This window comes from Peribacillus sp. FW305-BF15, assembly GCF_058783805.1.
Map to the genome: position 1 here is coordinate 18,625 of NZ_JBYSYV010000002.1, position 14,661 is coordinate 33,285.

Consider the following 14,661-nt stretch of genomic DNA (forward strand, 5'->3'; position numbering starts at 1 on the left):
AAAAAGTAACCGTTTGGTTTATTATACAAGAATAACACCAAAAAAGAGAATCTTAATAAGTAATTTATTTACAGAACGACTTTAAATTTAAAAAAAGAGTTGGTTAATGTATCTATTTAATTAGAATTATTTAACGATTCATCCGTTCGAATTTGGTTATTACATAATAAAGGAAATATAATAGAGGCAGAGGTGATTTTTATTGAAAAAATGGACAAAAGAAATAGAAATAAATGCTCCGATTGAACAGGTATGGAAGTTTCTTGATGGTTCTGTAGAAAATTTGCAAAAAATTATGCCTCAAGTAGTTGAACAAAAGCCGGTTAAAATAACGGAAGAAGTGGTTGGAAGCGTATATCGCCAAAAATATCGAGAAGGAAAACGAACAGAAGAGTATGATATAGAAACATTGGAATATATGAATGAAACTAATGAGAAAAAGCTAAAAGTAGGCTTCATACTTGCTAAAATGTTTGAAATTACAGCTTTTTATGAACTAAATAAAATCAATGACAATAGAACTTCCTTTACATATACAGTCACCAGTCGCCCGTTAAAGTGGTTTTTGAAATTACTTTTAGTATTTGCCACCGATAAAGTGGTCGTTGAATTTTTAGACCGCGTCAAAAAGGTAGCTGAAGCAGAAACAAGTGTATTAGAATGAATTAGGTCAATCTTCTATAGGGGGAATACAACTTGTCCATATTGGAGGGTGTGCTTTATCGTTTCATTCCACTGCAGGCACTCGCTTTCCGCGGGCGGCCCGCCCTCGGCGCTTTGCGCCTGCGGGGTCTCCCTTGGACGCGTATTCCCGCAGGAGTCTCGCACACCTGCTCCAATCAACTCTGCGTGAAAACTAAGCCGACACGGCAACACAAATTAAAAAGAATCCATCTTTTTTCAAGGTGGATTCAAACTGAAATACAAGCCACATGGCACTATATGATGCCAATAAAAAAAGCGACCGTGATAAAGGCTTGATCGCTTGTGAAAGATATGGATTATTCAAAAGGCCCTTCCGAAAGAAGGGTCTCTTTATTTAAAGATGAAATGTTACTGCAAGCTTGCACGTCGCTTGTTTCGGGCTGTTATTACATTCAGCGTTAGAAAAATGTATGGGCTTCTCTATACCTCAATCTCCATCCCGATGTTCCGTTCTTTCGATTGGCTGTAAACACCTTTTGCCACAGCGAGGTCAAAGTAAGCGGCACCGACTGATTTAAAGAAGGTAATTTCCTCTTCATTTTCCCTGCCTGTTTTGGTCCGCATGACAAGTTCATAAAGCTCCCCGTGTATATCATTAAACGACCAATTTCCCTGATTGGCTGCAGAAATGAGTTCTCCTGCTTCAGCCTTCACGCCCGCCAAATCGTCGACGATAATTTTAGCAGCGCGTGAAACCGTGGTATTATCCACTTCTTTCATATCCGGTAAGTAAGACCCGACCCCGTTAATGTGTGTGCCCGGCTTTACATCCTGCCCATTAAATACTGGCTCGTTCGAGCGGGTTGCACAGCAAATGATATCTGCTTGACGAACAGCTGCTGAAACATCTTCGCAAACTTCAAAAGGAACGGTTACTCCGAATGCCTGTAGCTTTTCAGCGAATTTCTGCGCTTTCTCTTGTGTGCGATTTACTAATAAAATACGCTCAATGTCCCTTACGGCCAACACCCCGATTGCTTGTTCAAATCCCATAGCCCCTGTTCCGATGATCGTGAGAACCCGGGCGTCTTTACGAGCAAGAAAGTCTGTGGCAATGCCGCTCAATGCCCCCGTTCTGAGACGTGTTAAATAGGAGGCATTCAACAATGCTAGGTGTTCGCCATTTTCTGCATCTGACAGCAAGATGACCCCTTGTGTTGTGGCCATCCCCCTTGAAGGATTCTTTGGAAAAATGTTAACGACTTTGACTGCCGAAACCTCTTCAGATAAATCAGCGCTTGGCATGTAAAGGGCCGATGCCTCGTGTTGAGGGAAAGCAAGCACTGTGCGATGAGGGTTATCTATTTGTTGAGCACCATGTGCACGCAATACGGCCTTTATATCTGCTATTGCGTCTTTCATTCCATATGATTGTTGAATTTCCTTCTCACTTATTACCAACATTCAATTGTCCTCCTTGAAGTAAAAGATCCTTGGATTACATGGCACTAGTATTATGTGTTTCGTCTAATTTCTGATTGCTGCGATCCTTAACTGCCCAAATCGCTGCTAGTGACAGGACAGATGCAAAAATAATATAAAGGGCGACAGGAACATAGGAGTTATTAAACCTATCAAGTAAAGCCGTTGCAACTAACGGCGCTGTTCCTCCTGCCAGAGCTGCTCCGATTTGATAGCCAAGCGTGATGCCGGTATAACGGATCTTTGCATCGAAAATTTCCGAGAACATCGTTCCAAGAACTGCTGTGATGGGAGCCCAAATAACCCCCAAACCTATCACTGTTGCAACGATCAATAGCAGTACCGATTTTTGCTGCAGCAACCAGAAATATGGGAATGCAAACAGTGCCATCCCAATCGTTCCCCCTATAAACAGCTTTTTGCGGCCAATCTTATCAGATAAATTCCCCATGATTGGTATTAAAATCGTCGTTATAATTGTCGCAATCATGACTGCAGTTAATGTAGCTGTCCGGGAAAAACCGAGATTTGCAGTAGCATATGATACGACAAACGTGCTGAAAATATAAAATGGAGCTGTTTCTACCACTTTGGCTCCGACGGCGATAAGCACTTCACGCCAATAATTCTTAAGAGTTTCCACAATCGGCAGCTTTGGAACTTCTCCCGATTCCTTCACTTTTTTGAAAGACGGTGTTTCATCAATTCCTTTACGAATCCATAGGCCAAAAAATACTAGCAGAGCACTAAAAATGAATGGTATACGCCATCCCCAAGTCATGAATGCGTTTTCAGGAAGCAGTGTCATAATGGATAGGGCAACGGTTCCAAGCAGCATTCCTATCGTAACACCCATTTGAGGAATGGCTCCGAACAAGCCCCGTTTCTCAGCGGGAGCATATTCAACGGCCAATAAAAGCGCGCCTCCCCATTCACCGCCAATTCCCAGACCTTGTACTAAGCGCAGCGTGATTAATAAAATCGGCGCCCAAATCCCAACGGCTTGATACGTAGGAAGAAGCCCCATCCCAAATGTTGCGACACCCATTAAACTAAGTGTTAAAACAAGGGTTTTCTTTCTCCCGATACGATCGCCAATATGGCTGAAAATCACTCCGCCAAAGGGGCGGATGAAGAATGCTAACGCAAAGGATGCATAAGAAAGCAACAGCCCTATTGTCGGATCCTCATTCACGAAGAATAGCTGGTTAAACACGAGAGCTGAAACGGTCCCATATAAAAAATAGTCAAACCACTCAATTGAACTTCCGACTAAACTCGCAATTAAAATTCGCCGCATTTGTTTCTTCTCCATCTTGAGTCACTCCATTAAAATTGAAGTGTCACTTCAATTTATTATTTCCTTTATTGTAAATAATTTATAATTTTCTGTCAATTATTTTATTAATGACGGAACATTCATCAAAATTTGTACTGTATAATGAAGCTAGATACTATGTAAAAAAAGGGGGCATCTCTATGCCTTTTGATTCAATCGGGGAAAAAATGAAATCATTGAGGAAAGAGCGAAAACTAACATTAAAGAGCCTTGCTGAACAAACAGGCGTTTCGATCAGCTTTTTATCACAAGTAGAACGGGGTAAATCAAGCGTCACATTAGAGTCATTAAAAAAAATCGCTGATACATTGGATGTCAGCCCAAGTTTCTTTTTTTCAGAGGACAGTTCCCAAGAAAATTCAGATTATAATCATGAACAATTTCACTATCAGAATTTATCCAGCGGCATTCGTGATGCTGTTTTTTCGCCTATTCTTGTCACCTTAAAGCCAGGTGAAAATAAAGGAAGCGCCTTTTCTCATAGCGGACATGAATTCTTATTCATTATCGAAGGGAAGTTAACAGTGGAAATAGAGGGAGAAAGAATGGAACTCCATGAACAGCAGTCTTTCATGTTCGATGCTCGAAAAGCCCATTACTGGTTTAACTTCTCGGATCATATTGTCCGGTTTTTGGTGGTGTCGTCGAAATAACGTCACGGTGCTGTGGAATAAAAGTATATCCAGTTTACGAACATATGTCTTACAAAAGGATAGATGTAAACAGGGATTCCTCACTGTTCATCTATCCTTTCTACCTGTTAATTTGTGTCTTTGCATTAGGTCCTCATTAGTTGATAGAATGAGTTGTGTTTCTTTGATGAAACTATTAATGAGGAGCGCTATACATACCTTTCAACAAATAGAAAGTGGGATTTTATGATTAACCTGGATCAAGTGAGTAAAAATTTTTCACAATTTCAGGCTATTAAGTCTGTTACTTTAACAATACCTAAAGGTGAAATTCATGGAATAATCGGAGCAAGCGGAGCAGGGAAATCAACGTTGCTGCGGCTAATGAATTTGTTGGAGACCCCAGATGCCGGCGAAGTGGAGGTAAACGGCCAAAGGTTGACAACATTGAACAATAAAGCACTTCGAGGGGCACGGAAGTCGATTGGCATGATCTTTCAGCATTTTAATCTTGTGGCAAATAAAACGGTTTATGATAATGTGGCAGCCTCTTTAGAGCTGGCAAATTATCCAAAGAAGGAACGTCGGAGCCGTGTTGTAGAATGTCTCCAATTTGTCGGATTGGAGGGTGAGATGGAGAGATATCCTGCACAATTAAGCGGGGGACAAAAGCAGCGTGTTGCCATTGCAAGGGCGTTGGCAAATAACCCGCAAGTGTTGTTATGTGATGAACCGACCTCTTCCCTTGATCCAAATACAACGGCTGAAATATTAGATGTGCTAAAGAACATAAACCAACGCTTCGGTGTGACGATCGTCATCGTTAGTCATGAGCTGGATGTCATTAAAAGTATATGCAATCGTGTATCGATCATGGCAGAGGGAGAGATTTATGACACGGTCATAATCGAACCAACCGGGATTCAAAAAAAGGATAATCGTCCAGAATACTTTATCGAACAATTAGCAGAGAATGGTGGGCTGGGCCATGCCTGAGATTTTAGTTCAATATGAGGCAGAAATTTGGCAGTCAATTGGAGAAACCATTACGATGGTTGGTGTGTCCATTTTAGCTGCGATTTTGATTGGATTGCCTGTCGGGACCTTGCTATTTCTTTCTAGGAAGGGTCATTTGCTTGAAAATCCGTGGGTTTTCTCGATATTAAATTTACTTGTGAATATTATCCGTTCATTCCCATTTTTATTATTGGTTGTTTTTTTAATCCCGTTTACAAGACTCATAATCGGTACAGCCATTGGTACAGCAGCTGCTTGCGTTCCATTAGCCATCATCGCCATTGCCCATTATTCGCGATTGGTCGAGCAATCTTTATTGGACGTGCCAAAGGGTGTGATCGAGGCAGCCATTTCCATGGGGGCTTCCGTTAAGGATGTCATATTTAAATTTCTTTACGTGGAGGCTCGTTCAGGGCTAGTCCTCGGACTCACAACATCGATTATCAGTTTTATTTCCTATTCAACGATCATGGGAGTGGTCGGAGGCGGCGGTATCGGCGACTTTGCCATCAGGTATGGCTACCAGCAGTTTAAAACAGAGCTAATGATTTATATGATTATCATTATGATTATTCTAGTACAGCTTATCCAATTTATTGGAACTGCAATAGCCAGAATGATTGATAAAAGATAAATAATGGAGGGAAACATCATGAAAAAAATACTCTTTCTCATGGCAGCAATTATGTTGTTTTTAGTAGGATGTGGAAAGACGAATGAAGTAAAAGAGAAAGAAAATGCGCAGAATCAGGAGAAGAAAGAGGTAACATTGAAAGTGGCCTCACTCATTCCCCCAATGACGGAAATCCTTGAGCTTGTTAAACCAAAGCTGGCAGAGGAGGGCATTAACCTGGAAATGGTCGTATTAAGTGATAATGTGCAGCCTAACGCCGCACTAGCGGCAAAAGAAGTGGATGTGAACTTCTTCCAACACGTGCCATATATGGAGGAATTCAATCGAAACAAAAATGCCGAGCTAGTACCAGTGAAACCCATTTATTTTGCCAATTATGGTGTGTATTCCAAAGAATACGATTCAATGGATAAATTGCCAGAGGGTGCCGTTATTGCCATTGCAAATGATGTGTCGAATATCGATCGCTCGTTGGCCTTGCTGGCACAGCATAAAGTTATCACTTTAAAGGAAAAAAAGGGTCCATACTATACAATGTCTGATATCACTGAGAACTCTAAAAACTATAAGTTTAAAGAAGTCGATTTATTAATGCTAGCGAGAACGTATGATGAAGCAGATGCGATCGTGATAACACCTGCTTACGCTGCACCGCTTGGTTTGACACCAAAAAATGACGCCCTTCTCACAGAAGGTGTTGAAAATGACTTTGCGATTACATTAGTGGCACGCAAGGATAACGTGGACTCCGAGCCAGTCCAAAAGTTGGCCAAGGCCATGACAAGCCCGGAGGTACGCAAATTTTTAGAAGAGAAATATAGTGAAACGGCCATACCGGCATTTTAATTTTGATACAAAGAAAGGGCTATTCCTTCAACAGGAATAGCCCTTCTTTATGCTAATAAATCCGTTTAGTAAAAAGTCCCTTCATTTCTTGAATAAATATAGAAACTCTTCTAAAATATATTTAGTCCATAATTTTACAGTGAATAAAAATATTACATAGAAATGAATAAGAAAAGAAGTTGAAAGGACTTTCCATTATGTCGATGATCTACGAATCTCAAACACTAGTTTCTGCCATGCAAACGCGTGTCGGACAATATAAGGATCTAAAGGAACAGCTCACGGAATTAAAAAAAGGATTTGAGAGTATCGTTAATTTGGATGATGAGCTGCAGGGGCAAGGCGCAGAGGCCATTAAAGGGTTTTACAAAGCACAGATCGATGTCGTGGATTCTTGGCTGCGCCTGATCAATCGGCATATTGCCTTTTTAAGCGGAATTCAAGGAGATACAATCGAAGCGAACCTTAGTGAAACCATAGTTACGGTTCCTTTTTTAGAGGAAGAGCTGACAAATGCCACTCGGAATTCCAAGGAAATGGTCACAGCCCAGAAACATGATCTGAAAAAAATATTGGCTGGAATTGATGATATCATTCAGTTAGAGCCTTTTTCCGATGATACGTTCTTTGAAAATATCGAGAAGGCTGAAACAAAACGGACCGAAACGATAAACAAAGTAAACGAAATCGATCATAAGTGGACGACTGAATATGCCAAATCCGAAGCGGACCAAGCGGCAGTGACGGCACTCATGGAGCAATTGAAAGTATCCAGTACAAGGGGAGGAGTAGTATCCCCGCTCTATTTTAATGCAACAGCCTATAAAAATAGTGAAGCCTATAAAAACCTGGAAGTAAGGAAGAAAGAAACCGCGCAATATCTCAAGGTTAAGAAAGAGGAAGCGGAGAATCGCCGGATCAAAGACTTGAAGGCACAACTCGATCATGTAACAGATCCAGATGAGTTCCTCAAAATCGCCAAGCAGATCGGGTATGCAAACTTAGCGCCCACCCAGCAGCGATATGTCATGCAGCTAGAAGCATCCAAGCAAACCGCAGACATAGCAAAAGGAATCGGCGTAGGCCTGTATGATGTCGGGAAAGACTTCGTGACAGGAGTTTGGGACTTTGTCACAGATCCCGGGGAAACGGTTGAAGGCGTAGCAAATTCAATCATGCACCCGATAAAAACCTATAAATATATATCCAAATCCATCTCCGACTCATATGAACGGGATATGGTAAATGGCGATGCCTATTCGCGAGCTCACTGGGTATCCTATGCCCTCGGAACAGTCGTCACATCAGTAGTAGGAACAAAAGGCGCAGGTGCTGTAGCGAAAACTGGGGCAGCCACTACAAAAGCGGCTGCCGTCAAAGGCGTTACGAAAGCAAAAGAACTGGCCACTATCCCTAACCTATTGCCATACAATCCTAAAAACCAACTGTCGTTGGCAGGTGGAGTACCTTATAATGTGGTTAATGGTGTTGGGTTGAAGGATCAGTTAATTTCTATGGCGAAAGTGGAGTCTCAAGTCAATGGAGATGGTGGGAAAAAGTTTACTTTAGATACTATGAGGCATGTTTATCATGGAGAGATTAATCGACGTGGAAAAGCTGTTGGTTATCATCACGAGAGTATGATGGGTGGTAAGATAGTTCCAGGTACAGAAACAAGGCCTGATAGAAATGGAGTATATAGAGCAACGATCGAAATTAATGGAGTTAGAAAAAATGTAGATTCAAGTTTTTTTCCAAAAGAATGGGATCGTGTTCAGGTATTAAAATCTATTGAAGAGGCTTTTAATAATAAAAGGCAAATAGGTAGAAATAAATATTCAACTTTAACTTCTTCAGGAATTACAATTGAAATGTATCTAAAACCAGACGGTTCAATTGCAACTGCCTATCCAATTTATGAAGGAGGTCGATTATGAAATATTCATACGAGTTTTATAGAGATCATTTAGAAATGCTTAGAATAAAATTACCAGGTGAGATAGAATTATTCGCTGATTTTATTGAAGACATTTCTACTGAGCAAAAAGCAGATGAGTATATTACAAAGGTTGAAAATGTTTTAAATGGTTTATATCCGGATTTTGAGATTCAACTCAACGCCACAAGTGTGTTAATAAAAAAAGATATGACATTCTTGGAACATCTTTTTACATATGAAGAGCCTTATGAAAATGAAATGGAGACAGAACAATTTAAAGAACTCATGCTAATTTGGAAAAATAAAATTCCAGAAAGATTCAAGAAAAGTGAGAATTGAATCTATGTTTTTAATTTAATTATTTGTCTAAATTTAGAAAAAAATAAATAATCACTAACTGACCACATAAAAGATTTTTTAATAACGAAAAAACTTAAAAGTACTTCTAGGTTATGTGAAGCCTTATTAAATAAGCATTATGTGTTTTAGTGAATAAGATCGAAGAATCTTTCGCATACAAGTTCACCTATAGGAACGCGAATATTATATATCAATGTGTTAATCTTTCAAACCCTTGGTACCATTGGTGTCAGGGGGTATTTAGGGTTTTCTTACATAAAATTAAATGAAGTCATCAATGCCCGATAAATTAACTGGGGAATTTTATGGATTATTCCCTTAGTGTATTTTTCATACTTGCCCGTGCGATACGAAATTCAAGATTAGTAGGTGATTTTGTTGAAATATTCAGCTTTACAGGAATTTATTAAGCAGTATGGCGAAGATGATGATTTTACAGGTGGAGTAAGTGAAGACAAAGTAAAAGAAACTGAACAAAAATTACAGGTATCATTACCGGAAAGTTACAAGTGGTTTTTAAGAAATTATGGTTACGGTGGACTTTTTGGAGTGAGGATAATTGGATATGGTTTTACGGGTCCAGCAGTAGTAGATGCTACCAAAGATCATCAAAAGTATTATGATTTATTAGGTGGACTTGTGGTTATAGAAGACATTGATGAATTTGCCTATTGCCTCGATACTAATAAAATGAAGGATGGAGAATGCCCAGTTATTATGTGGGATAATCAGGAAGGCTATGGTCGAACGCTTGCCGATAATTTTTTAGACTATTTAATCGAACGCCTTGAATTGGCAAAAGAAGATTGGGATGAAGATGAAGAAGATTGGTAAAAGCTGAGGTTAATATTTATTAAATATGCTCTAATGTAATTGTTTAAAACCTTAATCGGTAAAATGCCTTTCAAGGTTCCTTTTTCATTTGAAAAATATGGCACGTTGTTATATTGAAGGCACTGGATAAGATTTATTTCTTATTCAGTGCTTTTTTAGTTTGTTACAGAAGCTTTTAAAATATAATACCGAATATATAAATTATTATTTTTTGTTTGGAAAAATATATTATAATTCTATAATATAGTAAAAAAGAACGAATATTGATTTGTGAATTAATGAGAGAAGTTTGAAGAGTTAGGCGAAATGGCATGAATTAGACGAATTAGAAAATCTATCTGGTTAATTGGTAGTGAATCGTATTACGACTATCCGGACAAACACGTAATAGTCATTATTAATACGCTTGAAGCGGAAATCTGAATATCCTTAACCAGAGATATCGTTTAAATTAGGTGAAAGAATAAATAAGTAAGGGAGCAAGCTATGATTCCGGTAAATATAAAACAGTTATGGCAGTTTTCAAAGATTCCAAATATTGAGGAGTCGAACTTTAATAAAGTTTTAGAGAAATTTTTTAATTTAAGGGTTCCGGGCTTAACACGTGAAAACACACAAAATGCACTAGACGGGCGCTTGCTTGATTGTGATAGACCGGTTATTTTAACTATTAATACAGGTACGATAAAAAAAGAAGACATCCCGGGTATTGACGAAGTTATTGAGCGTATTTCATGTCTAAAAGGACGCAACAGTTATACAAAAGAAGCGATTGGGCATATGCGTAATAAAATGGATCAAGATGAAGTGGGGTATATTTCTTTCGAAGATTTCAATACGCGAGGTCTAAAAGGTGCCATAAATGGTCAAAGTGAATCAAAGGAAGATACGTGGGCGATTTATGCTTACAACAAGGGGGTTCACTCAGAAGAAGAGGATGAATCAGTAGAAACGTCACGCGGTGGCTCTCACGGTGTTGGGAAAATTGCTTCCAATGCAGCATCTGATTTAAACCTTATGTACTTTGCCAATTGCGATGCAGAAGGGAACCAGCACCTTGGCGGCACAGTACAGCTGATCGAGCATACGTACCATGACCAAAGTTATCGGTCATCTGGCTATTTCACATATATTGAGGTTCTTGGTGATAAAAAAACGAAGTTCTATCCATTTGAAAATACGTTCCACAAAGTATTCGAGAAGAAAACGCGTGGTTTAAAAATCGTTATTCCTTACCTGCGTGATGAGTACAACAATGAAAAAGAAATTATTAAGAGTGTTTGCGATAGCTTCTTTATTTCGATCCTTCAACAAAAGCTAGAAGTTGTAGTTAATGACAAAAATATTACATCTAAAACGATTAAGGATTATGTAGAGAATCCAGATTATTATGTGCAAGAAATAGGAGAAATGAAGAATGAATTTACACCTTTATATGTAGGTACTTATTTAAACCAAGAGCGAAGGTCAATAACTGTAACAGATGGTATGATTGATTATCAGTTCAATCTATATTTCCGTTATGATGAAGCAATTCCTAAAGGCCGGATGGCGATTGTCCGAACGATTGGTATGAAAATAGAAGACAAGAAAATAAAAGGGAATGTGAATAAGCCATTCAATGCAGTATTAATCGGGGGCGCGGCAGAGGATGGTTACTTAAAATCATTAGAAAACGAATCACATACAGAGCTTTCCTATGAGCATATTAAAGATCCGAAGCTTCAAAAGCGTGCGAAAAAATTTATCAACAACCTATCTCGTGAAATTTCTAGCATAATCGAAGAAGCAATCAAGAAAAATAACCCAACAGATGGGTTGATGAATACAAAGGATATTTTGTATGTTGTGGAAAACCAGTTTAAACGGGATTTATCAGACTCGATTGCAACCGTTAAGATCAATAAAGGTAAGTCACTTGTGAAAATGACAACAGATGTTCCAAAAAAGAAGAAAAAATCAAAAAGTGCTACAAAACCTGGCGAAACACGAAAAAAGACAAATTACGTAAAGAGAGTCAATCGCCAACTTACTGTAGAAAATGAAAGTGATCAAGAACCAGAACGTGATAAATACATTACGCACCCAGATATCGTTGAGCGTCTAATAATCGGGAATAATGAAATGGTCCATTTTGATTTTAAAGAAAGTAAAGAAATCAATAAAGAGCACTCATGTAATATTTCATTATCAATTATTGACGGTATGGGAGTAGAGTATACGGATGAATTTAATCTTCATGAAAATTACAGCCGTGTTATTGATGGCACTACCGGTAAGGTTTGTAAAGTTGAAAACAATATCATTAAAGATGTTGCCATCACGGAAGGTGTATCCAAACTTCAATTAGAGTTAAAAAACAATTTCAATAAAGCGTTGAAATTTGTTTACTATGTAGAGGTGTAATATGATTTATAAAAAGGACGCAAACTTCCCATATCCATTATTAACAAATACATCAACAAGTTATGAAAGCAGTCAATTTACTTTAGATGTCCAATTACAGGAAAATGTAAATAATTATCGTTTTGACATACAATATGATATCTCTTCGGAGTTTATGAATCTATTACTAGAAAAAGGCAAAGCACAGCTTATTTTAGTTATTCAATCAAAGGACAATAAGTTCTATAAACTAAGACCGCATGACACGTTCATTGAAATTCCAAAGTCACGCATTTCTGTCAGCAAACGAACATCTATCCAGTTACACCTTCAATCGAAAACGGATATAAATTTTAAAGAAAATGATGATCTAAGCGGAATTTACCAATATTATAAAGATAACATTGTTGTACCAAAGCATTCAATTTTAGGATTTTCAAACATTGAGATATTTGAAGGAAGTTATGAAAAACCATTAGAATTATTCGAGAAGAAAGTAGATCCGAATTTATTAAGTGATGTCAAAATTGAACTTGGCAGTGAAACAATTATTATTCATTTTAAAAATGAACAGTTGCAGTTTAATCATTTGCCAATGAGTAATACATTAAATAATCCATATATTTATATGGGACTTCAAAAGGCGCTTCAAAGGTTTATCGAAATTAACGGAGATGACGGAGAAGTAGATCTAGAGCAACTCGAAACACCAATAGATCCATTGGACTTCAAATTGTATAATTTAATGAAGAAAAAGATGATTAATGAAATAAGAATTGATACGATTGATGAAGTCATTTATGCCATTTCGGATAGAATCATAGAGAAGTTTATTGCTGCTGTGAAGGGGCTAAGTTCAAATGGAAATTAGACTGCTTAAAAAAGGATATAAAAACAACGAACAGTTTTACAAGGATTTTTTAGACGATCAAATTAAGTATAAAGAAGATTATTTTTCGGGGGAGGTTGTCTATATAGACGAAGCGCCTGATTTCCCGATTTACTTGGCACAACGAAGCGAAAAAGATCGAAAAGAATTGTTCCTAGAAGCCTTTGATGTACTGTCGCGTACCTATTTAAAAACCGATCGTGATCTTCACTTTGAAGAGGTATTTTGGCATTCCTTACTTACTGTAACGAAGCGAGATAACTTGTTAAAGCAATACCCACAAATTGCAGATGGCATCAATCATTTTAACAATATAGTTTTAAAGGATTTTAACTGGGAAAGCTATATTTATAAATGTGTCCTTGGTGCTCAATATATTAACGATGCGGTGTCAGATAAAGCGGAGCGCATACGTTATTACGAGTTGTTAATTGATAATTTAGATATGTACAACTACATTATTAAATATGAAATTTTCCGCAATGATCGTTTCTTATTGAATATTTTAGACATTATTGACGAACTGAATGTCTCAAAAGTGATGAAGTCGAAAATTATCGGGCGTGATGATCTAGGAAAAGATGAGCGTGTTGGCCGACGCGTCATTTTCGAATTTAATAAAAGCTATCCGGTCATTATGTCACCCATAATTGAAAAGGAAGATTTAAGAGAGTTCTTCTTAACATATTTAGGCTACTATTATGACATTTCGTCGTTACAGGCAACAGTTTAAAATAAGAATTCCTAGAGAAGCCAAGTGATTTTCGATTTTCTTAGACTATTTATTAATGGAAAAAGCACTTATATGTTTTGCCAACAATTTAGGCAATGTAAAAGACTTCAAAGGATAACGAAGAAGACGAACTAATCGTAAAGGCTGCCTTGACAGCTGGCAGAGGCACGGTAGGTGTATTAGTAATAAAGCAGGACTGTAATTAATCTCTCCAGTGAAGACCTCTCCTGTAGAAATATGATCTTGTTAATGACGTAAATTTAAAAGGAACCTTTTTATTGACCAAACAGAATGGTACCATATGCAAAACGAATATGCCTGAACCAGTACTAGCAGTAAAAGATAGAACAACAATAGAGGAGATGCTAAACTACCACCTTAGGAAAGCGATGGATCAAAAACAAATACTCGAACCATCAAAAATTGATGCAATAGACGTATTCTTAGCTTCAATAGGAGCAGCAGCCATCACAGGTGAAGAAATTGGTGTTACAGGTGGTATCTAATAATTAGTTAGATCTTCCCATATACTAAATGAGTACGAAAAGATCGGAAAAGAGCATGATTTCAATTGAAATCATGCTCTTTTTTTATTAATTGATTTGAAATCTATTAACCTTTCCAATCAATGTTACGTAAATTAGAACGTCAAAAGAAATAATAAATTTTAAAAAAAGTGAATTCTAATTTAGATCGTTGCTGTTAAATTTTCGCAGCCATTTTATTTGATGGAGATACTCGCCATGTAAAAAGTGAAAGAATCTGTACCATTTGCAACAAGTAATAGTTTTACAAATAAAGGTGAAAATTTCAAATTGTAATATATAATGGTACTTATATAAAATGGTTTCTTTCATTTGAATTAACCATGAAAATTTTCATTACTTTATATATTGTTTCAATATTAACAATTATTTATGAATTAG

14 protein-coding genes are annotated in these 14,661 nt (G+C 37.6%); 12 read left to right on the plus strand and 2 right to left on the minus strand.

What is annotated here, in order from left to right; genetic code table 11:
• Positions 1-202: 202 nt before the first annotated feature.
• Positions 203-664: an SRPBCC family protein gene (locus AC3WLU_RS01725; protein WP_491718249.1), complete on the plus strand. Its 462-nt coding sequence runs from the start codon at positions 203-205 to the stop codon at positions 662-664.
• Positions 665-1,125: 461 nt separating this feature from the next.
• On the opposite strand, the gene AC3WLU_RS01730 is transcribed toward AC3WLU_RS01725, so the two are convergent.
• Positions 1,126-2,109, minus strand: a complete 984-nt coding sequence (locus tag AC3WLU_RS01730; protein WP_492596680.1) for an ornithine cyclodeaminase family protein — start codon at positions 2,107-2,109, stop codon at positions 1,126-1,128.
• Positions 2,110-2,143: 34 nt separating this feature from the next.
• Positions 2,144-3,442: an MFS transporter gene (locus AC3WLU_RS01735; RefSeq protein WP_258249062.1), complete on the minus strand. Its 1,299-nt coding sequence runs from the start codon at positions 3,440-3,442 to the stop codon at positions 2,144-2,146.
• 164 nt (positions 3,443-3,606) lie between these two features.
• Between AC3WLU_RS01735 and AC3WLU_RS01740 the strand changes: the two genes are divergently transcribed.
• The 11 genes from AC3WLU_RS01740 to AC3WLU_RS01790 all read left to right on the plus strand — a co-directional run bounded on the left by AC3WLU_RS01740 (position 3,607) and on the right by AC3WLU_RS01790 (position 14,241).
• Positions 3,607-4,119: a helix-turn-helix domain-containing protein gene (locus AC3WLU_RS01740; protein ID WP_492596681.1), complete on the plus strand. Its 513-nt coding sequence runs from the start codon at positions 3,607-3,609 to the stop codon at positions 4,117-4,119.
• A gap of 225 nt (positions 4,120-4,344) precedes the next feature.
• Positions 4,345-5,094: a methionine ABC transporter ATP-binding protein gene (locus AC3WLU_RS01745; RefSeq protein WP_063575266.1), complete on the plus strand. Its 750-nt coding sequence runs from the start codon at positions 4,345-4,347 to the stop codon at positions 5,092-5,094.
• Complete coding sequence (locus AC3WLU_RS01750) at positions 5,087-5,749, plus strand: methionine ABC transporter permease (RefSeq protein WP_492596682.1); 663 nt, start codon at positions 5,087-5,089, stop codon at positions 5,747-5,749. Before AC3WLU_RS01745 ends, AC3WLU_RS01750 begins: the two co-directional genes overlap by 8 nt.
• 18 nt (positions 5,750-5,767) lie before the next feature.
• Positions 5,768-6,595, plus strand: coding sequence for a MetQ/NlpA family ABC transporter substrate-binding protein (locus tag AC3WLU_RS01755; RefSeq protein WP_492596683.1), 828 nt, complete (start codon positions 5,768-5,770; stop codon positions 6,593-6,595).
• Between the two features lie 197 nt (positions 6,596-6,792).
• The gene (locus AC3WLU_RS01760) at positions 6,793-8,532 is read left to right on the plus strand and encodes a T7SS effector LXG polymorphic toxin (protein ID WP_492596684.1); all 1,740 of its coding nucleotides are present in this window, start codon (positions 6,793-6,795) and stop codon (positions 8,530-8,532) included.
• Positions 8,529-8,873: a tRNA-Val4 gene (locus AC3WLU_RS01765; RefSeq protein WP_492596685.1), complete on the plus strand. Its 345-nt coding sequence runs from the start codon at positions 8,529-8,531 to the stop codon at positions 8,871-8,873. The genes AC3WLU_RS01760 and AC3WLU_RS01765 overlap by 4 nt, the downstream gene beginning before the upstream one ends.
• A 399-nt stretch (positions 8,874-9,272) precedes the next feature.
• Positions 9,273-9,728 (plus strand): SMI1/KNR4 family protein, encoded by a 456-nt coding sequence (locus AC3WLU_RS01770; protein WP_492596686.1) that lies wholly within the window; start codon positions 9,273-9,275, stop codon positions 9,726-9,728.
• A gap of 486 nt (positions 9,729-10,214) precedes the next feature.
• Complete coding sequence (locus AC3WLU_RS01775) at positions 10,215-12,134, plus strand: hypothetical protein (RefSeq protein WP_492596687.1); 1,920 nt, start codon at positions 10,215-10,217, stop codon at positions 12,132-12,134.
• 1 nt (position 12,135) lies between these two features.
• Positions 12,136-12,984: a hypothetical protein gene (locus AC3WLU_RS01780; RefSeq protein ID WP_492596688.1), complete on the plus strand. Its 849-nt coding sequence runs from the start codon at positions 12,136-12,138 to the stop codon at positions 12,982-12,984.
• Positions 12,974-13,735 (plus strand): hypothetical protein, encoded by a 762-nt coding sequence (locus AC3WLU_RS01785; RefSeq protein WP_492596689.1) that lies wholly within the window; start codon positions 12,974-12,976, stop codon positions 13,733-13,735. The genes AC3WLU_RS01780 and AC3WLU_RS01785 overlap by 11 nt, the downstream gene beginning before the upstream one ends.
• A 278-nt stretch (positions 13,736-14,013) precedes the next feature.
• Positions 14,014-14,241: a hypothetical protein gene (locus AC3WLU_RS01790; protein WP_492596690.1), complete on the plus strand. Its 228-nt coding sequence runs from the start codon at positions 14,014-14,016 to the stop codon at positions 14,239-14,241.
• Positions 14,242-14,661 lie beyond the last annotated feature (420 nt).

Excerpts from the sequence above, each read along its gene's own strand:
- AC3WLU_RS01745 (WP_063575266.1), top strand. The coding sequence starts at position 4,345 with ATGATTAACCTGGATCAAGTGAGTAAAAATTTTTCACAATTTCAGGCT.
- AC3WLU_RS01740 (WP_492596681.1), top strand. The coding sequence starts at position 3,607 with ATGCCTTTTGATTCAATCGGGGAAAAAATGAAATCATTGAGGAAAGAG.
- AC3WLU_RS01780 (WP_492596688.1), top strand. The coding sequence starts at position 12,136 with ATGATTTATAAAAAGGACGCAAACTTCCCATATCCATTATTAACAAAT.
- AC3WLU_RS01785 (WP_492596689.1), top strand. The coding sequence starts at position 12,974 with ATGGAAATTAGACTGCTTAAAAAAGGATATAAAAACAACGAACAGTTT.
- AC3WLU_RS01775 (WP_492596687.1), top strand. The coding sequence starts at position 10,215 with ATGATTCCGGTAAATATAAAACAGTTATGGCAGTTTTCAAAGATTCCA.
- AC3WLU_RS01730 (WP_492596680.1), bottom strand. The coding sequence starts at position 2,109 with ATGTTGGTAATAAGTGAGAAGGAAATTCAACAATCATATGGAATGAAA.
- AC3WLU_RS01755 (WP_492596683.1), top strand. The coding sequence starts at position 5,768 with ATGAAAAAAATACTCTTTCTCATGGCAGCAATTATGTTGTTTTTAGTA.
- AC3WLU_RS01750 (WP_492596682.1), top strand. The coding sequence starts at position 5,087 with ATGCCTGAGATTTTAGTTCAATATGAGGCAGAAATTTGGCAGTCAATT.
- AC3WLU_RS01760 (WP_492596684.1), top strand. The coding sequence starts at position 6,793 with ATGTCGATGATCTACGAATCTCAAACACTAGTTTCTGCCATGCAAACG.
- AC3WLU_RS01735 (WP_258249062.1), bottom strand. The coding sequence starts at position 3,442 with ATGGAGAAGAAACAAATGCGGCGAATTTTAATTGCGAGTTTAGTCGGA.
- AC3WLU_RS01765 (WP_492596685.1), top strand. The coding sequence starts at position 8,529 with ATGAAATATTCATACGAGTTTTATAGAGATCATTTAGAAATGCTTAGA.